The 21,323-nt window shown below is 51.9% G+C and carries 24 protein-coding genes; 3 read left to right on the top strand and 21 right to left on the bottom strand.

Annotated elements, in window-relative coordinates; all coding sequences use genetic code 11:
- Positions 1-2 precede the first annotated feature (2 nt).
- The 20 genes from E0765_RS02125 to E0765_RS02030 all read right to left on the bottom strand — a co-directional run bounded on the left by E0765_RS02125 (position 3) and on the right by E0765_RS02030 (position 17,974).
- Positions 3-1,250, bottom strand: coding sequence for a type II secretion system F family protein (locus E0765_RS02125; protein ID WP_132811567.1), 1,248 nt, complete (start codon positions 1,248-1,250; stop codon positions 3-5).
- Positions 1,247-2,983 carry a GspE/PulE family protein gene (locus tag E0765_RS02120; protein ID WP_132811566.1) on the bottom strand — a complete coding sequence of 579 codons (1,737 nt, stop codon included), beginning with the start codon at positions 2,981-2,983 and terminating at the stop codon, positions 1,247-1,249. Before E0765_RS02120 ends, E0765_RS02125 begins: the two co-directional genes overlap by 4 nt.
- 12 nt (positions 2,984-2,995) lie before the next feature.
- Complete coding sequence (locus tag E0765_RS02115; RefSeq protein ID WP_132811565.1) at positions 2,996-3,541, bottom strand: hypothetical protein; 546 nt, start codon at positions 3,539-3,541, stop codon at positions 2,996-2,998.
- Complete coding sequence (locus E0765_RS02110; protein WP_132811564.1) at positions 3,538-4,269, bottom strand: tol-pal system YbgF family protein; 732 nt, start codon at positions 4,267-4,269, stop codon at positions 3,538-3,540. Before E0765_RS02110 ends, E0765_RS02115 begins: the two co-directional genes overlap by 4 nt.
- Positions 4,262-5,074, bottom strand: a complete 813-nt coding sequence (locus E0765_RS02105; protein ID WP_132811563.1) for an ATP-binding protein — start codon at positions 5,072-5,074, stop codon at positions 4,262-4,264. The genes E0765_RS02110 and E0765_RS02105 overlap by 8 nt, the downstream gene beginning before the upstream one ends.
- Before the next feature lie 4 nt (positions 5,075-5,078).
- Complete coding sequence (gene mshL / locus E0765_RS02100; protein ID WP_132811562.1) at positions 5,079-6,680, bottom strand: pilus (MSHA type) biogenesis protein MshL; 1,602 nt, start codon at positions 6,678-6,680, stop codon at positions 5,079-5,081.
- A 9-nt stretch (positions 6,681-6,689) separates the two neighbouring features.
- Positions 6,690-7,205 (bottom strand): hypothetical protein, encoded by a 516-nt coding sequence (locus E0765_RS02095; protein WP_132811561.1) that lies wholly within the window; start codon positions 7,203-7,205, stop codon positions 6,690-6,692.
- Positions 7,202-7,837 carry a hypothetical protein gene (locus E0765_RS02090; RefSeq protein WP_132811560.1) on the bottom strand — a complete coding sequence of 212 codons (636 nt, stop codon included), beginning with the start codon at positions 7,835-7,837 and terminating at the stop codon, positions 7,202-7,204. The genes E0765_RS02095 and E0765_RS02090 overlap by 4 nt, the downstream gene beginning before the upstream one ends.
- Positions 7,834-9,375, bottom strand: a complete 1,542-nt coding sequence (locus E0765_RS02085; RefSeq protein WP_132811559.1) for a hypothetical protein — start codon at positions 9,373-9,375, stop codon at positions 7,834-7,836. Before E0765_RS02085 ends, E0765_RS02090 begins: the two co-directional genes overlap by 4 nt.
- Before the next feature lie 12 nt (positions 9,376-9,387).
- A complete protein-coding gene (locus E0765_RS02080) occupies positions 9,388-10,677 on the bottom strand; it encodes a M99 family carboxypeptidase catalytic domain-containing protein (protein ID WP_132811558.1) in 1,290 nt (429 codons plus the stop codon).
- A gap of 3 nt (positions 10,678-10,680) precedes the next feature.
- Positions 10,681-11,634, bottom strand: a complete 954-nt coding sequence (locus tag E0765_RS02075) for a murein L,D-transpeptidase family protein (RefSeq protein WP_132811557.1) — start codon at positions 11,632-11,634, stop codon at positions 10,681-10,683.
- Entirely contained in the window at positions 11,628-12,506 is an 879-nt protein-coding gene (gene era / locus E0765_RS02070; protein ID WP_132811556.1) for a GTPase Era, read from the bottom strand. Before era ends, E0765_RS02075 begins: the two co-directional genes overlap by 7 nt.
- A gap of 9 nt (positions 12,507-12,515) precedes the next feature.
- The gene (hslU, locus tag E0765_RS02065) at positions 12,516-13,844 is read right to left on the bottom strand and encodes an ATP-dependent protease ATPase subunit HslU (RefSeq protein WP_132811555.1); all 1,329 of its coding nucleotides are present in this window, start codon (positions 13,842-13,844) and stop codon (positions 12,516-12,518) included.
- Between the two features lie 5 nt (positions 13,845-13,849).
- Complete coding sequence (gene hslV / locus E0765_RS02060; RefSeq protein WP_132811554.1) at positions 13,850-14,383, bottom strand: ATP-dependent protease subunit HslV; 534 nt, start codon at positions 14,381-14,383, stop codon at positions 13,850-13,852.
- A 2-nt stretch (positions 14,384-14,385) separates the two neighbouring features.
- The gene (rplI, locus tag E0765_RS02055) at positions 14,386-14,832 is read right to left on the bottom strand and encodes a 50S ribosomal protein L9 (RefSeq protein ID WP_132811553.1); all 447 of its coding nucleotides are present in this window, start codon (positions 14,830-14,832) and stop codon (positions 14,386-14,388) included.
- Between the two features lie 14 nt (positions 14,833-14,846).
- Positions 14,847-15,578 (bottom strand): ferredoxin-thioredoxin reductase catalytic domain-containing protein, encoded by a 732-nt coding sequence (locus tag E0765_RS02050; RefSeq protein WP_132811552.1) that lies wholly within the window; start codon positions 15,576-15,578, stop codon positions 14,847-14,849.
- Between the two features lie 9 nt (positions 15,579-15,587).
- On the bottom strand, positions 15,588-16,805 hold the full coding sequence (locus E0765_RS02045; protein WP_132811551.1) for an argininosuccinate synthase: 1,218 nt from the start codon (positions 16,803-16,805) through the stop codon (positions 15,588-15,590).
- 96 nt (positions 16,806-16,901) lie between these two features.
- Positions 16,902-17,156 carry a hypothetical protein gene (locus E0765_RS02040; RefSeq protein WP_132811550.1) on the bottom strand — a complete coding sequence of 85 codons (255 nt, stop codon included), beginning with the start codon at positions 17,154-17,156 and terminating at the stop codon, positions 16,902-16,904.
- A complete protein-coding gene (gene fliS / locus E0765_RS02035) occupies positions 17,146-17,520 on the bottom strand; it encodes a flagellar export chaperone FliS (RefSeq protein ID WP_132811549.1) in 375 nt (124 codons plus the stop codon). Before fliS ends, E0765_RS02040 begins: the two co-directional genes overlap by 11 nt.
- A gap of 58 nt (positions 17,521-17,578) precedes the next feature.
- A complete protein-coding gene (locus E0765_RS02030) occupies positions 17,579-17,974 on the bottom strand; it encodes a flagellar protein FlaG (RefSeq protein ID WP_132811548.1) in 396 nt (131 codons plus the stop codon).
- A 104-nt stretch (positions 17,975-18,078) separates the two neighbouring features.
- On the opposite strand from E0765_RS02030, the gene E0765_RS02025 reads away from it, so the two are divergent.
- The 3 genes from E0765_RS02025 to E0765_RS02015 are packed head-to-tail and all read left to right on the top strand — an operon-like array spanning position 18,079 to position 20,887.
- Complete coding sequence (locus E0765_RS02025) at positions 18,079-19,284, top strand: MFS transporter (RefSeq protein ID WP_132811547.1); 1,206 nt, start codon at positions 18,079-18,081, stop codon at positions 19,282-19,284.
- Positions 19,281-19,580, top strand: coding sequence for a hypothetical protein (locus tag E0765_RS02020; protein WP_132811546.1), 300 nt, complete (start codon positions 19,281-19,283; stop codon positions 19,578-19,580). Before E0765_RS02025 ends, E0765_RS02020 begins: the two co-directional genes overlap by 4 nt.
- Complete coding sequence (locus tag E0765_RS02015; RefSeq protein WP_132811545.1) at positions 19,577-20,887, top strand: MATE family efflux transporter; 1,311 nt, start codon at positions 19,577-19,579, stop codon at positions 20,885-20,887. Before E0765_RS02020 ends, E0765_RS02015 begins: the two co-directional genes overlap by 4 nt.
- Here E0765_RS02015 and E0765_RS02010 read toward each other — a convergent pair.
- Positions 20,884-21,300: a PAS domain-containing protein gene (locus E0765_RS02010; protein ID WP_132811544.1), complete on the bottom strand. Its 417-nt coding sequence runs from the start codon at positions 21,298-21,300 to the stop codon at positions 20,884-20,886. The two genes, E0765_RS02015 and E0765_RS02010, sit on opposite strands and share 4 nt — an antisense overlap.
- Positions 21,301-21,323 lie beyond the last annotated feature (23 nt).

Below are 21,323 nucleotides of genomic sequence, written 5' to 3'. Positions count from 1 at the left end.
GCTTAACGGCGTCCCTGAACGGCGTTCCCCATCTCCCACATCGGTAAAAAGATCCCCAGCGCAAGCAGTACCACCATCGCGGCGATGAGCAGCAGCATGATCGGCTCGATCGCTTCGGAAAGACCGTCAATGATGGCATCAAAGCGCATCTTGTAATATTCCATAACCTTTTGCATCATGGCGTCAAGCTGTCCGCTCGATTCCCCTGCCGAAATCATCTGGATAATCATGTTCTCAAACAGTTTTGTCTCCGCCAGCCCCGAATAGAGGGTTCCCCCCTTTTCGACGGTTTGGCGGACGGTGAGGAGCTTTTCTTGCAGCGGGAGGGTTTCGATCATCCCGATGGAGGTATCGAGCGCATCCGAGATGGGAATACCGGCACGGACGAGTTCGGAAAAAACCAGGGTAAAACGGTTGAGCGTCGCAAACATGATGATGTTTTTGATCAGGTAAAGCTTGAGCAGGAGCTGATGCCACTTGTAACGGAATTCGCGGTTGTGGTTGAGCATGTAGCGGAATACAAAGAAAAAGACGATCAGGGCGGCGAGCACGTAGGGGCCGTAGGTATTGAAAAGGTGCTCGAGGAAAAGGAGGATCTTCGTCGGTAGGGGAAGCTCCGCCTGCAGCTGTTCGAAAATCGCTTTGAACTGCGGAACGACGTAGGAAATAAGGACGGTAAAGGCGATGGCCATCGCGATCATGACGTTTCGGGGATACGCCATCGCCTTTTTGAATTTGATGATATTCCGGCGGATCTCTTCGAGCATGTCGGCAAGTTTGTGGAGCGCTTCGGCCATGTTCCCCGTTTTCTCTCCCAGCTCGATCATCGCCAGTGTCAGGGTACCCAGTTCATACCCGAATTTTTTGGCGGAGTTGGAGAGGCTGTGCCCGGCATTGATGTCTTCGGCCATTGTCCCTAGAACGTTTTGAAGGACCTTGTCAGTCGTCGCGTCGGCGATTTCACGGAGCGAATCGTGGATCGAAATCCCCGCGTTCGTCATGACGGCCATCTGGCGGACGGCGGCGATGAGGGCGTCTTGTTTGAGTTTGCGCTTACGGACGTTGGAAAAGAGGTTTTCCTTGAAACGCCGCAGCTGATCTTCCAGGGGAGGCGCGGCCTCCACGACTTTGATCACCATACCCGTGAATTTGATTTTGGCGAGGTAATGGGCCTCTTTTTTGCTTTCCGCATAAAAACCGTGTTCGGTTTTTTTCCCTTTGGACAGGACTGTCGCTACAAAATATTTCATACTTTCGCCACCCTCAAAATTTCATCGAGCGTCGTCACGCCGGCGACCGCTTTGGCCATGCCGTTTTCGAACATTCCGACAAAACCCTCTTTTTGGGCCTGCTTGGTGAGCTCCTCTTTCGAAGAACCCCGCGCGATCATGCTGGAGAGCTCTTCGCTCATGGGGAGCACTTCACAGATCATTTCGCGCCCCATATAGCCTGTCGTGTTACACTCTTTGCATCCCGCACCGTGATAAAAAACCGTTCCCTGCGGTATGTAGGCGGAATATTCCTGCAGGAGCGTCTGGGGAATCTCGATCTCCTGTTTGCAAAATTTGCAGATTTTTCGTACCAGCCGCTGTGCCTGAACCGCAACGAGCGCACCGCTGATGAGGTAGGGTTCGATCCCCATGTCGGCCATCCGGGCGATGGCGCTGATGGCATCGTTGGTGTGCAGCGTCGAGATTACAAGGTGCCCCGTCAGCGCCGCTTTTACCGCGATTTCGAGCGTTTCGTGGTCACGGATCTCCCCGATCATGATCTTGTCGGGGTCTTGACGGAGAATGGAACGCAGCGCGTCGGCAAACGACAGCCCCACTTTGGGATTGACCTGTACCTGCTGGATCAGGTTCATCCGGTATTCGACCGGATCTTCGACGGTGATCACTTTGTCTTCGACGTTACGCAGTTCGTTCAGCGCTCCGTACAGGGTCGTTGTTTTACCGCTTCCCGTCGGACCCGTGACGAGGATGATCCCAAACGGTGCGTGAAGGGCTTTGATCAGTTTCTGGTAACTGACCGAGTCCATCCCCGAGTCTTCGAGTTTCACGAGGGCTTTGGTTTTGTCCAGGATACGCATGACGATCGATTCGCCGTAGATCGTCGGCAGCGTGGAAAGACGGAAATCGAATTCGGCTTCCATCACGACGGCGGAGAAACGGCCGTCCTGGGGCTTCCGGCGTTCGGCGATATCGAGGTTGGCCAACAGTTTGATTCGGGATGCCAGGGGAGGGTAGATGTCGCGGTCGAAGATGAAAATTTCCGCCAGTTTCCCGTCGATCCGTCCCCGAACCACGCAGTTTTTTTCGGTCGGTTCGATGTGGATGTCACTGGCCCGTCCTTTGATACACGCTTTGAGGATAACGTCGATAAGCTGGAGGATCGACGAAGCTTCCTGCTGCTCTTCGATCGTACCGATATTGCGCAATTCGTTACGGATGTTGGTAACCAGTTCCTTGACGCTGTCTTTGAGCTCGATTTTAAACAGGTAGGCCTGGATCTGTTTTTCGGTGGCAACGGCCACTTTGAGCGATTTACGGGGGAAAAGACGCTGAACCGACTCCTGGGCTTCGATGTTGAGCGGATCGGAAAAAACGACCGTGACGTACATGTCATCCTGCGAAATGGGCAGGACGTTGTAGCGTTTGAGCTGAACGGTAGGTATCTTTTCGACCAGACGGTAATCCATGTCGATCGAATCGAGATCGACAAAAGGGATCTCCATCACTTCGGCGAGATGGGCGAGGATGGAGGCTTCGTCGAGAAAATGGTAATTTTTGATGATCGAGAGCTCGTATCGGCCGAGACGGATCTGCTCGACGATGAAGCGTTTGATAAAGTTGACCGATACGGCTCCGACTTTGCTGAGGGTTTCGAGGATCGTATCGTCCTGAACCCCCCGCGTCGTCAGTCGCTCGATCTGCTGTTGGGTGATATGGCGTTTTTCGAGTAAGTCATGGGTGATACGATCCATATCCGTCCTTTATCAATACACGTGATGAAAAGTTAATATTCTATCATAATACTCATCGATCGCTATGCTCTTGCGCCCGTTGTTTTCGGCGGTGTAGAGCTTGTAGAATCGCCGCGGATCCTGGGGATCGGCATACTCTTTGACCGCTTCGGCCGGTTTGGAATCGCGCAGGTAGAAATCGAACACCCTGGAGAGAGGATGGCTGCTGGTCGGAAATTTGAGGCCGTTAAGAGGCTTGTTGTCGTACAGGGCCTGGGCGAGGAGTTTTTTTTGCATCAGCAGCATCGAGAAATAGGCGCTGTTGGCCCGGGATTCGGGGGTTGCGTGCAAAGCGGGGATGACGGGGGCCAGACGATCGATCTGATCGGCTTTGAGGCATGAAAAACCCACCAGCGAGACGAACGCTTCATTGCGTTTGTTCGGGGTAAAGAAACGGTAGCCGAAATCGCACCCTTGCGCGTAGAGTCCCCGTTGATAGAGCGAATAGAGCTGGGCTCCCGCATCCGCGAGCGATACCGTACCCAGAAAAAGCAGGGCAGCCGTCACGATCCTTCTCATTTAAAAGCCCCTTTCTCGATGGAATTGAGCAACGCTTTGGCCGCATCCGAATCGGATTGCTGGACATACAGCTGGAGGGTCTTTTTCGCCTGTTCGGTTCGCCCGAGTTTGACAAGCGCCTTTGAAAACAGCAGCCAGCTCTCCTCGATCCGGCTGTTGATCGCATTCGTTTTGAGCGCATAGTTATACGCTTCGGCATAGTTGCCCCGATCGTAATGGTATTTGGCTATGTAGAGGCCGAGATTGGCGTTGGACGTCTCCTTGAAGCGATTTTGGAGTTCTTCGATATCGGTTTTACTCTCATTACGGTTGATGAGCAGTCCCCGCTCGCCCTGAGCGCCCGCTACGGCCGGTTTCGGGCTCGAACCAACGGTTTGCGGCGGTTCGGGCATTTCAAGGATTTTCGGTGGAGGAAGGGATGACTGAGCCGGAAGTCGTGGAGCTGCGGCGGCTTGTGCGGGGTGTGCGGCAAGCGGCCCCTGGAATGTTTCGACGAATTCCATGGAAGGTTCGAGCACGGTGGTGTTGAGGTCTGCTCTTGAAGAGGAAGGCAATAACGATCGCTCAGAACCGTTCGATTCTGCGACAGAAGAGAGGGAATCCTCGCGGGTGGGGAGGAGGAACATGACGACTCCTCCCAGAACGACCAATGCCGCCGCCGTATAGGGGAGATAGCGTTTGAGTTTGTATTTCAGCCAGCGCCGTTCGAGATCGCGGATATCAAGCACGGATCAGTCCTGTGTGGATCGCGGCCATTTCGATCCATTTGGGTTTGAGTGCATTGTAGCCGATGGCGGAAGGGTGATTTTCTTCGTACCAGCAATACAGGCCGAAGAGGGAAAACAGGAGTTTGTTCGTCTCCCGGTAGTTCCCCCGCGTCAGTGAAGCGATAAGCTTCATGTTTTTGTCGTTGAACATGTTGGCGACATCGAAGCAGTTGGCTTTGAGAAGTTTTTTCTGGACGTACACTTTCAGCTCTTCGGGAGTCGCGTTTTTGAGTTCGATGCTCTCCCAGATACGGGTCTGGAAATGCTCTTTGGCGATGACGTCCTCTTTGTCCGTTTTGTGGAGGGTGATGACAAATTTCACGGCGCGGGCGTCGGAAATGAGACGGATCTTCTCCATCAGCGAAGCCGAATACAGCTGCGCTTCGTCCAGTAATACGATCGGGACGTTCGGCAGCGAAAGGGCGCTGGCGATTTCAAGGAAACGGTTCAGGGAGATCCCTTCTCTGGGAGAATGTCCGAAAATCTGTTGTGCGAGAACGCGCAAAAAATCTTCTTCCTCGATAATCGGGGTTTCGACCATGAATACTTTCTGATGTTTGGAAAGATCGTAATGGAGCTTGTGCAGGAGCATACTTTTCCCCGTCCCCGGTTTTCCGTAAAGGAGAATCATCTTGAGCGGTTTTTCGACCGAGTTTTTGAGGGATTGGTACATATGCGAGACGCTGTCGATCTGGACGTAGTCCCTGGCGTTGACGACGTCGAGAAACAGATCGCGCGGTTTTGAGAAAAGGGAGTTTTCTACCATTTCCTTATTTGGTGTCCTGCTTCGCTTCTTCTTCGATTTTATTCCCCAGACGGGTGTAGCCCAAATCGCTCAGGCTCAGTTTGTCGGACTCTTTTTTGACGATGTGCGGTTCGATGATGATAACGATCTCTTCGGTCTGCTTCGTGATTCCCTCGCGTTTGAACAGATGACCGAGGACGGGAATGTCGCCCAGCAGCGGAACTTTGTTGGTATCATTGACGTTTTTGGTATTGATGAGTCCTCCTAGGATGACCCGGTTGCCGTCTTTGACCGAAATGACCGACGAGAGCTGGCGGCGGCTCAGGTCGGGCGGCATTTTACGATCGGCATTGTTTGCTGAAATATCGCTTGCCACTTCCGAAATAGAAGGGTTGATCCGTAAGGTGATCGTACCGTCTTTGGCAATTTCGGGGGTAATATCGAGCAAAACGCCGGAGAAAACCGAACTGACGATTTCGGTTTGGGATGTTGTTCCGGTTGAACCTCCGGCAAGAGTATTGGATTGCGATGTTTTATAAAAGAGCTCCGTCCCGGCGGTAATCAGCGCCGGCTGATTGTTGAGGGTCATCACTTTCGGGTTTGAAATGGCATAGACATCGCCTTGCGTTTTGAGGAATTTGATCACTTCGTTCAGACTCCCTTTAGCGGATAATTGAAACGCGTGGGCGTTGTTTACCGCCTGCTGGCCCATCGTGGTAAAGGAGGTCGTTCCGAGCAGATCCCCGTCGTTGGTATATTCGACCAGGTTGTTTTTGCTGACGTAATCGAACCCGAGTTTGATATTCTGCAACGCGTATAGCTGGGACCAGTCGATACCGGTCGACGAGGCGTCACTGAAAACGACACTGTACATTTTGACGTCAATGAGGACCTGTGTCTGCATCTTTTTTTCAAGATCGTTCAAATAGGCGTCAAGACGCTTGTGCTGCGCGCCCGTAGCGGTGACGGTGATAAGACCGGCGTTTTTATTGATCATCGGTGTTTTGGCGGTATAAGTGTCTTCAGGGCGGTTCAAAATGCTTTCAAGCTCTTTGTCAAGCGTTTCCCAGAACAGAACTTCGTCGTTAGACGTGATTTTTATTCCCGATTCGGACGATGTGCTGCTTTTTGACTGATTCGTGCTTCCGCCGGACGAAGATGAAGACGAAGCGGATGACGTTCCTGTTGTACTTTGGGCTGATCCGGTATTGGAGCTGAGGGTAATGTTGGCGCTGCCGGTTCCTCGGCGTTCGGAGATGATGTAGTCGATCGCATAGGTTTTCGTCTGCAGGTACGAAATTTTCAGGACGTTGTTTTGGAGGGTGTACTGCAGATCGTTTTCCTTGATGATAAGATCAAGCACTTCATTGATGGTGAGGTTTTTCAGGAAGGTTTTGTTCATCGCCTTGGCAAGGACTTTTTCCGCTTCGGGATCGGCGACGATGACGCTCATCCCGCACTCTTCGCTCAGTTGATCGACGAATTCGCCGACGGTCGTCCCTTTGACCGAAGAGATATTGAAAAGTTCATAGGTACAGTCCGCCTGTAATGCGGTGGAGGAGAGGAGGGCAGCCGCAAGACCGGATAACATTAACGCGCGTGCATGGTGTTTGATTACGGATGTCATGATACTTTCCTATTTGGTGTTAATTTTAATATTGTTGTTTTGTTTTGTCAAAAACAAGATCAGCTTTTGGGCTTTTTTCCCTGTCAGCAGTACCGAAGAGGGTTTGATCTCGCTGAGAGTGTATCCGCGTACGTTTTCACCGGCGCGATACCATTTTCCGCTGATCAGGGCCGATTGGTTCATCAGCGCCATCAACCGCAGCGGTTCTTCGACGATTTGCGGCGGCGGCGGAGTAAGGGTACTTCCCAGTTTCGGAGGAGGCAGGAGCTTGTTGCCGCCTTGTAACGGGGTTGCCGTAGCTGCCGGTTTTTTGAGTTTGACCGGATCACGCAGGGAATTGATGAAGCTGTCCGAGATTCCGACCCTTGCGGGGAGGATCGAGCGGATCTGCTCGTCAACCCACGCCAGCTCCTTGTCTTGTTGCGGTGCCGGCACGAGGGGTGAGGCGGCTGCAGGGGAGGCGGTCGTGAGGGCTGCTTGCAGCGTCAGGGCGCTCAGTAATCCCAAGAAGATAAACGGTCTCATTGGCGTACAATCCCCCATACCGAGATATTCAGATTCCCTTTGAGCTTCTCTTCGGCACTCAGGTTGAAATCGTGGAGGTCGACGACGAGAAAGCTCTGTTCGAGTGCGTTGACGAATTTAAGGGTGTTTTTATAAGGCCCTTCGGAAGAGATGTTGATGTCAAGAACATGCCCGAACGAACTTTTGTCGGTCTGGAGCGTATTGCCGAATTTGGCCAGTTTTACATTGTAGGCTCTGGCGTATCGCGATACGGAATCAAGATACGCCCCCCATACTTTTTCATCGTAGTAGAGGGAAGAAATTTGTTCAAGCTGCTGCTTTATGTAATCATTGTACTGGATATAGAGCGCGTGCTGGCGTTCGATTTCGATTGTTTCCTGCTCGATTTGTTTGATCCGCTCGGGAGGATTCGCCGCGAGGTATTGTTTGTCGACGTTCAGATCATTTTCGACCTTGACCGCTTTTTCGTGGGAAACGTTGAAGCTTGCCTCGGAACTTTCCCACAAAAAGAGATACGAAAATGCGAACAGCGATGCGAAAATCATGATGAAAAGCATCATCTTGTCGCGTTCGCTTTTTCGCGCCAGGGAGTGGTCGAGCGCGTAGAGGTAGTCTTCGATATTGAACTTCATTTGATTACCGCCTTGAGTTCGCCGAGATAGGACTTTTCTTCCTCGTTAAACGAGATCAGTTTCAGCTCGAAGTCGTATTTGTCCCGTTTGGCATCGGTGAGATGTTTGAGGAGCGCCGTGATATTTTGGGTCGAGGGTGAAACCAAGCCGAACGTAAAGACTTTCTGCGTTCCGTTTTGATCTTCGGTGTAGGAAGCGTTTTTGAGCTGTACGCGATACTGGTTGAAACTACGGGTGAAGTCGGCCATGATCTTGGCTTTCATCGGGTAATTGACTTTTTTGTCGTGGACCTGCACCAAGGTGTCCTGCTTTTGCTGATATGCCGTTTTTTGTTCGTTGAGAAGCGTTTCGGCCGCGTTGCGGTTGGCCATTTTCAAATTGATTGTCGCTTCCCGGGTCATTTTCTCGATATGGACCTGTTCGTATTCTTTACTGAGGAAGGCATGCCGGAACTCTTCGACGTACGAAAGCCCCCAATACACGCCGGGGTAAAGGAGTGCGGCGGTGAGGGAAGCCGCGGTGACGAGAATCATTTTTCCGCTGTCTCGCTGTGTGAAGGGGGGAGGACGGTGGAAAATGGTGAAGTTACACTCGTAGCGTTCATCGGCATCCATTCGTCCGTAGAGGTGCATCAGCTGGTGAATCTGATCGACCCGCGATCCGCCCGTGTTGAAGCCGTAATTGAAATCGAAAGGCGAGGTCCGGATCCCAAGATAGGTTTGTGCGTATTCGTCGAGGCCGCTGACGCTTCCGGCCCCAGTACCGATGAAAATCTGATCGAATTTTTGGATGTCGTAAGCCCGTTTGGCGTAGGTCATGACGTCGCTGACGTGCAGGAAAATTTCTCCGAAGAGTTTGATCAGATTTTTCTGATATTCGGGATGGGAGGCGTTAAGTCCCTCTTCGACAAGCATCCGCTCAAACTGCATCAAGTCGATCTGTTCACCGAGAAGTTCGCAGAAGCGTTCGTGCATCTGTTTGAGCGAATACTTCAACGATTTGGCATAGACGAACTGCTGCTCGTTGTAGATACAGAAAAAGGCGTCATTTTCCTGAAAATAGATAAAACAGTGGATGTCGGAAGTTTCGATCAGGTCTTTGACGTAGAGCGATTTGAGCAGCAACGGAACGGGGACGATCTGGTCAACGTATTTGATTTCGCCGACGACACCCGCGAATTCCTGTTCCAGAGTCAGAGGATCGACGACGAACGTGTGAAAAAAACGTTCCGATTCACTCCCGCGTTGCGGCGCTTCGATGTGCTTGATATGGTATTCGATCGCCATGTCCAGCGCCAGGTCTTCGTAGACTTTCGTCTCCAGGGCATCATAGATGTCCTCGTCGGGGATATTTTTGCTGATACCCACGAGGGTATAGATAAACCCTTTGGTGTTCAGAAAGGAGACGGCATACTGTTCTTTTGAAAAAGAGGGTGAAGTCGTTTTCGAGATCGTGTTGAACGTACCAACGTACCAGTCGCCCTTGTAGGGGTTGGTCGAAACGATGGTCGAATAAGTCTGCTGCTTGCTTTTACTCATCCTCTGTTTATCCTATTTAAAATGTACAAGGACCATCCCGCAAAAACGGTTTTCCCGATAAAACTCCAGCCGATAGCTCTTTTTGGAAGTATCGACGGAATAATTAGTATCCAAATCTTCCCGCCGTATGCGCAGGTTGCTTTCGTCTCTCACCCCACGCGCGGTAAAACCGATGACGTTAAGCCGTATGCCGGGATTATGGTTGACGACCTTAAAATCGTCCGTTACAAAAAAATCTGTAGCAACAGATAATGTTTTTTGTTGTCCGTCAGCTTGTACGCTCACTTCGTTGATACAGTCGTCGTTTGCCGCATAGTTCGGGAGCAGAGAAGCGATTTTCCGGTTCCCGATAAAAAGATCGTAGTGACTCTTGTTTTTTCGTACACTTCCCAACGGATGGGAAAATTTAAAATCGTTTCGTCCTGATTTTAGCGGAATGAAACTTAAACTGTTTCTTAAATTTTCCATTTTTAGATAAAAATTGTTATTAATAGTTAAATTTCCACGCAATTCGAGTAGATTCCGGATGGCTTCGGGCTCAAGACTGAATGATCGCTCGAATTCGATCCCCATCAGCTCCATATAACATTCGATGGCCCGCAGCTGATAAAAAACTTTGTGGTGAAGGGTAGGGAGATGTTTGCTTGTTTCAATAGCAAACGCCGGTTTGTGGTTCGTAACGGCGTAATAGGTTAGCGAATGGCGCATCGCTTCGTCGTCAAAGCGCGTATTTGTGTTGCGAACATCGAAGAAATGGTGGTCCTCGATCAGCCCTCCGTTGAGGGTTCGGCTCACTTGGGTCGCGATGTGGTCGAGATGGCCGAAAGGATGGTCGTGGTCGAGCGATTGCTGGTCGATGACGCACGTCTGCCCCCATGCATTGGGATTGAAAATCGTATTGAGGTATTTTTTCCGGTAAAAGCCGTGTCCGTCGTGAAGGTTGAGAATCAGTCCCACTTCGGGGCTGACGATGATTTTCTGGACTTCTCTGACGATTTCATAGTCCGGATCGTCGGGAGAGATGTCGGCAAACTTACGGTTAAGATCGCCGTTGATTCCGCGATTGTTTTCCTGGATGCTTTGTCGGTTTAAATCCGGAATAATCCACAGATTCCCTTTGGTGATCCGATAGTGTTCGGAAAGGATTGCGCCGGCGAAATAACTTCCGGGTTCGTTCCCGTGAATCCCCCCGATGACCAGTAGCGTCTGGGTATTCGGCGTTCGGGTTTCTTTTTTGATGAGAGAGAATGGAGACGCATGCAATCCGAGGGAGACCAAAAATGCGAAGGCGAGAAGTCGCATCGATTATTCTTCGGTCAGGATAGAGATGGTTTTATCTCCTTTAAGGGCGACCAGCAACGATTTTTCCCCCTCAAAACGGTGGCTGTCGCTGACGTAAACCTGATCGAACGTGACAAGGAAGAGATTCCGTTTTTCCCCTGGGTAGGGGATGATATTGATATTATTGAACGTGATCGTTTTGACTTCGTTTTTCGCAAAAATCCGTTCTTTAAATGATTTGAACTGCGATAGCCCCATTCCGTCAAAACGTTTGAACGAAGGGTCGTAAAAAGAGAGATAGCTTTCGAGATCATTGTAGGTCCAGGCGTATTTCCATTGGTGCAGTCCCGCGAGTATCGCCGAATATGCCGCGGGTTCGACAGGCTTTTTGGGTGCCGAATCGATAATGAGCAGGGTGTCGGCGGGATTGATGCTGCGGTCGAGCTGAATCAGGTCGTTGTTGTTGATCGCGATACACCCACGGGTAAACGATTCGCGGGTGCCGCTGAGGGGAACGCCGTGGACCCAGATCCCCGAACCGTTTTTGCCGCGGATACGGTCGTAGAGATTTGGATAGGATGTGACAAACGCCATCGGTCCGTAAAACGGATCGACCGTTTTTTTCTTCTGGACGAGGTTATAAATCCCGATGGGGGTCCGAAGGTCTCCTTCGACCATTTTGTCCCCCGCGTATTTGCCGGTAAGGGCACCGTAACGTTTTTTAAGGGAAAAACGTTTCTGGGCATCGGGGGCGTAGAGTTCGAGCACCCCTTTTTCCTTGTTGCACGAGAGGAGGGAAAAAGCCCGCTCGAAATAGCCGAAACGGAGGTCTTTACGGTTGACGTCTCCCGACCAGTACGAGGTGCTCAGGGTCTCTTTTTCGATCAGTTTTTTACCGCCGCTTTTGTAGAGCGTAATCACTTCGGCAGAGAACAGCAACCCCGACGATACTATAACCGATGCAAGAATTTTTACCATTCGTATCCCAAATCACTCAAAGTTTTTTTATCCGAACTCCATCCCTTTTTTACCGATACGAAGAGATCGAGATAGACGGGCCGTCCGGCGAGGCGTTCGATTTTTTCACGGGCACTGCGGCCGATCCGTTTGATGGCGCTTCCCCCTTTGCCGATGATGATCCCTTTTTGGGTCTCTTTTTCGACGATGATGGTCGCGCGGATGTGTTCGATCGGACCTTCTTCGTCGATCTTGTCGATCATGACGTCCGATTCGTAAGGGATTTCGTCACTGATATTGTCGAAGATCGCTTCGCGGACGAACTCTTTGTAGATATCCCGCATCATCTCCGTTGTGAGGTTATCAGGATCGTAGAGGTAGGGAGATTCTTCGAGGTGTTTGACGATGGTGTCGAGCAGATCGTTTTTGCCCACGTTTTTGGTTACCGACATCGGAATCAGCGCTTCGAAACGGTCGCTGAAACGGTTGTATTCGCCGATTTTTTTGAGGAGTTCGGCCTGAGGCACCTGATCGATTTTGCTCAGGACGATGATGTGTTTACGTTTTTGCGCATTGAGTTCGAGAAATTTTTCGTAATGGCTCGTTTTATCCGAAGCGGGGGCCAGATAGACGATCAGATCGCAGTCACCGATCGCTTTGAGCGCTTCTTCGAGCATGTATTGGTTGAGTAGTTTTTCGGCCTGGTGCAGTCCGGGAGTGTCGACGAAAATGATCTGGTCGTCGTGGTGCATGACAATCGCGTTCGAGCGTTTTCGGGTCGCATTGGCTTTTTGGCTTACCAGGGCGATCTTTTCGCCCAAAAGCCAGTTCATCATGGTGCTTTTTCCCGCGTTCGGACGGCCTACTAGAGCTACGAATCCGGCTTTGCTCATTGAAATCCTTTAGAGAATGTAGCGTGCGAGATCTTCGTTCTCGACGACGGGTGAAAGAATGGCATTGACCGTTTCGGCGGTGACGGTGACCGTGGTGTTTCGGTGCAGAACCGCGTTGAAACTGATCTCTTCCAGAACTTTTTCGACGACGGTATGAAGGCGTCTGGCACCGATGTCTTCGGTTTTGTCGTTGGCTTTTTGCGAATAGCTTGCCATGGCGCGTATCGCCGCATCATCGAATTCGAGGGTTACGTTTTCGGTTGCGAGCAGCGCTTTGTATTGCTCGAGCAACGAGTTTTTCGGTTTGGTCAGAATTTGATAAAGCGCTTCTTCGTCGAGCGGTTCGAGCTCGACACGCAGGGGAAAACGTCCCTGTAGTTCGGGTATCAGGTCGCTGGGCTTGGTCAGGTGAAACGCACCGGCCGCGATGAAAAGGATATGATCGGTTTTGACGGGTCCGAATTTGGTCGAAACGATACTCCCCTCCACAATCGGGAGCAGGTCTCGCTGCACTCCTTCCTTGCTGGGATCGTTTCGTCCGTCGCTTCGGGCGCTTACGGCGATTTTATCGATCTCATCGAGGAAAATAATTCCCCCCTCTTCGACGCGGCGGAGCGCTTCGCGCTTGATCTGTTCCTGGTTTAGAAGGGTTTCGGACGCTTCCTGGCGAAGGATTTCTTTGGCCTCTTTGACCGTTACCTCTTTTTTGGAGTCCTCTTTGCCCATAACCGAAAACATCCGGGAAAAAGATTCCTGAACCCGCGCGATTTCAGGCGGCATGTTGGTATCGTTGAATTCGACGTTTCCTTTCGGGAGGTCGATTTCGATCGTCCGCTCGTCCATTTCGCCGTTCGCGATACGCTCTTTCATCCGCTCTTTGGATGCGGTGTATTCTTCCCGTTTGGTATCCGATGCAAAATGGGAAGGTTCGGGGAGAAGTTTTTTGAGGATCGTGTCCATCACGTACTGTTCGATCGCTTCGGCATTGTTTTCGGTATGCTCGGCTTTGACCATCGCAAGGGCGGTCATGACCAGGTCTCTGACCATTGACTCGACGTCCCGCCCGACGAATCCGACCTCGGTGTATTTGCTCGCCTCGACTTTGATGAAGGGAAGCTGCATGAGTTTTGCCAGCCGGCGGGATATTTCGGTTTTTCCGACCCCGGTCGAACCGATCATCAGGATGTTTTTGGGCATGATCTCCTCGCGCAGCGCCGGATCGAGAAGCAATCGGCGATACCGGGTCCGAAGCGCCAGGGCGATCGTTTTTTTCGCATCTCTTTGTCCGATGATGTGCTGGTCGAGATAATCGACGATCTCTTGGGGGGTCATGTTCATGCGTCTTATCCGAGGGTGAGAGTTTTGATGTTGTGATTCGTATAGATGCACAAATCCGCAGCGATGGAGAGGGACTCTTTGACGAGCGCTTCTTCGTCCAGGGCGGAATGGTGCTTCAGTGCTCGTGCGGCGGCGATGGCATAGCTTCCGCCGCTGCCGATTGCGGCCAGCTCGCCGTCTTCGGGTTCGACGACGTCTCCGTTCCCTGTCAGGATGAATATATGCTCGGTGTTGAGGACGATCATCATCGCTTCGAGGCGGCGGAGGATTTTGTCCTTTCGCCACGCTTTGGAAAAGTCGATAACCGCTTTGATAAGTTCGCCTTTACGATGGGCCAGGTGTTCTTCGAACATATCAAAAAGGTTAAACGCATCCGCGGTCGAACCCGCAAAACCGGCGAGGATCTCTCCGTTGTGCAGGGTGCGGATTTTGGTCGCGTTGTTTTTGAGAACGGTATGGCCGAACGTCACCTGCCCGTCACCGCCGATAACGGCTTTGTTGCGTCCTTTATAGGCGAGTATGGTGGTGGCGTCGAACATGCTTATTCCCCTTTGATTTCGAGATGAAGGGTGGCGTGGATACCGTGCCCGAGTTTGAGATCCAGGTCGTGAAGGCCGGTTGTTTTGATCCCGTGCTTGGCATCGAGTTCTTTTTTATCGATTTCTATCCCGTACTGGGCTTTGAGCGCATCGGCAATTTCGTCTTTTGTCACGGCGCCAAAAAGGTGACCGGTATTACCGAGTTTTTTGGTAATGACGACCTTGAGGTCCCCAAGACGGCTTTTCAGGGCATTGAGGCGCTCGATTTCCGCCGCTTCGTCAGCTGCTTTTTTCCGTTGTTCCGCTTCGTACTTCTTGAGTACTTCATTGGTCGCGGCAAGCGCGAGCCCTTTACCGATGAGGAAGTTTTTTCCGTAGCCGTCGGCGACTTCTTTGATCTCGCCCGCTTTTCCGACCCCTTTGACGTCTTTGGTCAATAATACTTTCATACAGGTCCCTTCGATCAGCCCCGGACGATTTCGCCGCCGTACGAGACGATTCCGTGGGCAAGGTTGGATACGTTGGTGTATCCCATGTCGGTCAATATCCGCTGGCAATGTGCACTGCGGCTTCCGACGTGGCAGTAGACGATGATGTGTTCGTCTTTACCGATCGCGGCTTCGTTGAGGGTTTGAAAAAAGCTGCTGGTCGGAACCAGGTGGTCTGCACCCGCGATACGGCCCATTTTCCATTCCATCCATTCGCGAACGTCGACGATTTTAAAATCGACCATGCCCAGTGTACGCGCTTCGATGAGAGCGGTAAGTTCGTCGCTGTCGATATCGCTTTTGTTCAGCAGGATTTGGCACTCTTCGGCGCTTAGACCGCGTGAATGCTGGTGCACGACCGCTTCGATCTCTTCGTTTTTAAGCTGCGAAGCCGCGTAGGCGGGAGTACAGAAAATCTGGCAGTGGCATACGCCGTCTGTGGGGATTTCGTGTTCCAGCGCCGGTTTACAGGGGCAGATGCGATCTTCTTCTTTGTTCCCGGTGACAAAGAAACAGGGACAATAACGCTTTCCGTGGATCAGTTTGTTCCGGGTCAACCCGAACTGGATTCCCTGGTTGATTTCGGGATCGGGATTGTAGACAAACCCGAACTGCGCACATACCTTGTCGGTAAATTTAATTGTTTTTTCGAGTTCTTCTTTAAATTCGACCGATTCGGGGTCGATTTTTTTGATCGTTCCGCTCATGGATGTTCCTTATTTGTTTTTACGGGCCTTGCCGGCGATGATAAAGCGCAATGCATTGAGTTTGATGAAACCTGCCGCGTCTTTTTGATCGTAGACGGCGTCTTCTTCAAATGTACAGTAATCGGCATTGAAAAGCGATACGTCCGAACTGCGTCCGACGACCATGACATTGCCTTTGTAGAGTTTAAGACGTACCGTACCACGCACGTTTTCCTGGGTTTTGTCGATGGCGGCCTGGAGCATTTCACGTTCCGGTGAGAACCAGAAACCGTTGTAAATCAGTTTGGCGTAGCGGGGCATCAGCTCGTCTTTGAGGTGAGCCGCTTCGCGGTCGAGGGTAATCGATTCGATGGCGCGGTGGGCGCGAAGCATGATCGTTCCACCCGGCGTTTCGTAGCATCCGCGGCTTTTCATACCGACGTAGCGGTTTTCGACGATGTCGGCACGGCCGATTCCGTGACGTCCGGCGATGATATTGAGCTGTTCGAGCATAACCGCAGGCGAGAGGGTTTTGCCGTTGAGACTGACCGGGTCTCCTTTTTCGTACCCGATCTCGATGTACTCGGGTTCATCCGGTGCGTTTTCGGGAGAGACCGTCCAGCGCCACATGCTCTCTTCCGGCTCTGCAGCGGGATCTTCGAGGATTCCCCCCTCATAGGAGATGTGAAGCAGGTTGGCGTCCATCGAATACGGCGATTTTTTTCCGCTCATTTCGATTTTGATCCCGTGCTCGGCGGCATAGGCGAGGAGTTTTTCACGGGAGTTCAAATCCCACTCGCGCCAAGGGGCGATGATGGTCAGTGAACTGTTTTGTCCCAGATACCCCATTTCAAAACGTACCTGGTCGTTTCCTTTACCGGTGGCTCCGTGGCTGACGGCATCCGCACCGGTAATACGGGCGATTTCGGCCTGACGTTTGGCAATGAGCGGGCGTGCGATCGATGTTCCCAGGAGATATTCCCCTTCGTAGATCGCGTTGGCGCGGAACATGGGGAATACGTAATCGCGAACGAATTCCTCGCGCAGGTCTTCGATATAGATGTTTTCAGGTTTGATCCCAAGGCTCAGCGCTTTCGCACGGGCCGGCTCCACCTCTTCGCCCTGGCCGATATCGGCGGTGAACGTAACGACTTCGCATTTGTATTCATCTTGGAGCCATTTTAAAATAACGCTGGTGTCCAATCCGCCGGAATAGGCGAGAACGACTTTTTTGACCTCTTTTTTCATAATCAGTATCCTTCTTAATTGATCCCCGGACTTCATACATCGGAAATGGAATGGAGTGAATACCGCGATTCTATCAAAAAAAGAATGAGAATGGCGTTAAAGTTTGATATTTAAAGAGGAGTCAGCGGGAGTTTGGGATGATTTGAGAAAATCGATGGTGCTCTTGAGATGTTGGAGTGTATGAGCGGTAAGGCGTTTTTGCTGTTCGATCATTTCAGAAGCCTGCAGCAGAAGATAAGCGGCTTCTTCTACTTCCTGACGGGTTTCAAACCGGGGCATTTCATCGAGCAGTGCTGCGATCGTGTCGGGCTCTTCGAGCACCAGGGCCGCTTTAAAGCGTTCAACCCACATTTGTGCTCTCTTTCCATGCTTCGAGGAGCCCTTTCATAACATTGTTGACTTCGTCGATTTTAGCCGTGTCTTTATAAAGCGCGGCTTCCATCAGCAGTTGAAGCTGGTAGTTGTACAGGCCCGCCAGGTAATAGGCGACGTCTCCGTGGGAATAGTCGAGAATATGGATCAATTCATTGATGACGGCGGAAGAACGGTTGATCCAGTAGGTCCGTTTCTCGATATCGCCGGTTTCGATGCACCGTTTTGCCTGCATGTTGAAACGCAAAATCCCCTCATACATCATCTGGACGAGTTTGGCCGGCGATTCAACGACGATGTCGTTTTGAATATAAGTATTGTAGGCAAGATTGTTGTTGTACATCGAAAATCCTTTTTCTTGTTCTTGTTCTTTTTCTGGTTCGGAAGGCGTGGGACCGGCTTCAGACGCTTTCATCAAAAAGCAGGCCGTTTATCTCTTGGATCTTGGGAAGAATCACTTGCGCTTCTTCCGCCGGGAAGCGACGGATCATGTTATTGGTTTTTGTATCGATCACCGATACGTAAAAATCTTCCGACGAGCTGTCAAATCCGAAACGAAGAGACGTATTGAACGGATTGAGGGAGCGGTTCAGCTCGAGTACCAGTTTTTCCATCTCTTTTTGATAGTCGCCACTTGCGATTTTTGGCTCGTTACTTTTTTCAGACGCTTTGTTCTCATTCATCTGATTTTGCTGCATCTGCTGTACGTTTTGTGTACTGGGTGCCTCGACTCCGCCGCTTTTGGGCATCGCCATCTGGCTTTGCTGCATCTTTGCGGTTGATTGTAGAACTTCCATTTTTTTCTCCTACTGATAGGTTGGAACATTTGATACCCCTAAATCGTCTATCGGAAAAAAAACTTTAGGGCGCTTCTTCGATTATATGTGCTACCCTTGCGTTCATGAAACGATACTGGGCTCTTTTACGAAACGAACCGCTGCTGCGGCGTCTTTCGGCGATCCAGCTGATCGCCTATTTCGGGGCGTGGTTCAGCAACGTCGCCATCTACACGCTGCTGATCCAGATGGGAGCGGATGCGGCGACGATCGCGCTGGTGGCGGCGCTCCATTTTCTTCCCGGCGTATTCCAGGCTCCGCTGAGCGGGGTTCTGGTGGACCGGATCGACCCCCGACGGCTGATGATTATTCTCACCATTATCGAAATCGTCTGTACCCTCTCCTTGATCGGTGTGGATTCGGTTTCGATGCTCCCTTTGTTGTATCTGCTGGTATTTATCCGGATGGGGGCCGCAAGTTTTCATTTTACCGTGGAGATGTCGCTTCTCCCCCGCATACTCGAAGGAAAGGCGCTGCAAACGGCCAACGAAATCCATTCGATCATCTGGTCGCTGTCCTACACTCTGGGGATGGCCCTCAGCGGGGTTGTCGTTTACTGGATCGGGGTCGTTCCCGCCTTTTTGCTCGATGCGGGATTGTTCGGGGTTGTTTTGGTGTTGGCCTGGGGGCTGAAGCTGGAAAAAAAGACAACGGCCCACCCCTCCCGATTCACCGCGATGATGAGCGAGGCGATGCGCTACATCGGCCGAAACCGGGTCGTCGTTCACCTGATGCTTCTGCACGCGGTGCTGGGGTTTACGGCATTCGACGCGCTGGTAGCGCTGACGGCAAAACACTATTATGCCGACATCGTCGCCGTTTCCTTGGGGATCGGGCTCCAAAACGCCGCGCGCGCACTGGGGCTGGTGATCGGTCCGATGGTGCTGGGACACTGGATTAACAACGCCCGGCTGGGATGGCTGTTCGTCGCCGAAGCGGCGGCAATCGCCCTTTGGTCGGCGGTTATGGAGAATTTTTACGCATCCCTGGCCGCTGCGGTACTGGTCGGATTCGTGACGACAACGTTGTGGTCGTATACCTATACGTTGCTGCAGCATCATACGCACCGTGATTTCTACGGGCGGGTCGTTGCTTACAACGACATGATTTTCCTGGGAGTCGGCGCTTTGGCGTCGATCTTGATAGGGAGCCTCGCGCAGCGGGGCGTTTCACTCGAAACGATCACCCTGGTTTTAGGGAGCGTTTTTCTCGCGGCTGCCGTTTACTACGGCTGGTTACGACGTCATTACAGGCTAAAGGAGATCGAATGAACGGTGAATTGTGGTTCGAAGAGGGAGAGAAAAAAATCGATCTCTCCCGGGTGACGCGGCTTTACCCGGCCGCAGTGGTCCATGCCGCGGGAGAAACGGCATCGGTATCGCTTGAATGGGCGGAGATGAAATCAGACGTCGTCCGGGTCGAGTCATACGTGCTGGTGTGTGATTTTGATCCGGTCGGGGAGGTGCCTCTTAACCGTGTGGAACTGCGATACGGAACGAAAGAGGAACTGTTTACGGCGATGGAAAAAGTATCGCAGATCTTGCAGGGGGCGGCGCAAACGCGATGAAGCGCCATGTTTTGCGCCTTGCCGTTCCGGCGGCGTTGAAGCATCTTCTTGATATTATCCAGATCCTCATCGACATGATGATGGTAGGGGTATTGGGGGCTGCGGCCCTCGCGGCGGTCGGGCTGTCGATGCAGTTTATGATGGTGATACAGGCGATGATGACTCTTTTTGGGGTCGGATCAAGCGCCCTGATCGCGCGTTACATCGGGAGCGGCCGGCGTAACAGGGCGTCGGCCGTCGTTTATGCCGGAGGCTGGATAGCCCTTGCCGGTTCCGTGGGGATCGGAAGCATCGGATGGTTTTATGCGGCCGATTTCTTTCGCTGGATGGGTTCGGATGGCGACGTCATCGCCCTGGGCAGTGACTACTTTCAGATATTGTGTCTTGGGATGGGGCTGATTTTTCTCGATACGCTGGCATACAACGCTCTTTCCGCTGCCGGGGACACTAAAAGTTCTCTGGTCATCAAAATATTTTCGGCCTTGTTGAACGCGGGGCTGAATTATCTCTTTATTTTCGGTCACGGCGGTTTCGAGCCGATGGGGGTCGCGGGGGCCGCATACGCCACCGTATGCGCGTACGGGTTCGGTATCGCGGCATACGGATGGCTGTTGTTTCGAAAGGGCGGTGTTCTGGACGTTTACCCCCTTTTCGTATGGGCGGATGTACGCCGGATATTCTCAATCGGGCTGCCCGCGGCGTTTGAACGGGTTGTCGGCGTCTCGTCGTTTTTGCTGTTTGTGGTCATCATCGCCTCGTACGGAACGCAGGCGCTGGCGGGGTATCAGATCGGATTGCGGATCGAAGCGCTGGCGTTTATGCCGGGATTCGGATTCTCGGTAGCCGCCATGGTGCTGGCCGGTCAGTTCATCGGCGCTCGTCGATACGACGATGCTTACGCTTCGGGAGTGATCAGTGCGAAAATCGCGATGGTGTTCATGGGAACGGTGGGGGTTGTTCTGGTCGCTCTCCCTGAATACCTTGCCGCGATTTTTACCGATGACGCCGCAACGATCGAGTATGCGTCCATCTATTTGAGACTCGTAGGGATTTCACAGGTTCCGCTCGCACTGACGTTCGTCCTCAGCGGGGCGTTGCGTGGTTCGGGAGCGACGAAAACGACGATGAGGATATCGATTCTTTCGCTGTGGCTGTTCCGGATCATCCCCTCGTATCTTGTGATGAAGGGGGGGCTGGGAATCTTCTGGGTTTATGTCGCGATGACGGTGGAGACATTTATCAAGGGATGGTGGTTCTGGCGGGTTTACCGTGCGCGGGGATGGCTCGAGACGAAAATCCGATCTTAAGCCTTCTCGGTTTCGAGCATCTCTTTGTATTGCGCTTCGATGATTTTGAGGCGGCTGCGGTCGGGCATTTTGCGTGAGGCGATATAGCCGATCACGCTTCCTTCGGCGTCCAGTTTCGGGACGATATGGACGACGACCCAGTAAAATTTTCCGTCTTTGCGGAGATTTTTGACATACCCCTCCCAGATTTTTCCGCTTTGGATGATTTTCCACATCCCTTCGAACGCCGCTTTGGGCATGTCAGGATGGCGGAGCAGGCTGTGGGGTTGTCCCACCGCTTCGACGGCCGTATACCCGGTCATTTCGGTAAATTTTCGGTTGACGTAGGTGATGACCCCTCTGGTATCGGTTTCGGAAATCAGGCTGCGTCCGTCAAATAATACTTCTTCGTTGACCGGTGTTGGGCGTTTCATGTTAAGATTATCCTAATGATTAG

The organism is Sulfuricurvum sp. IAE1, from assembly GCF_004347735.1.
Lineage (GTDB): Bacteria > Campylobacterota > Campylobacteria > Campylobacterales > Sulfurimonadaceae > Sulfuricurvum.
This window is presented reverse-complemented; position numbering and strand designations above follow the sequence as displayed.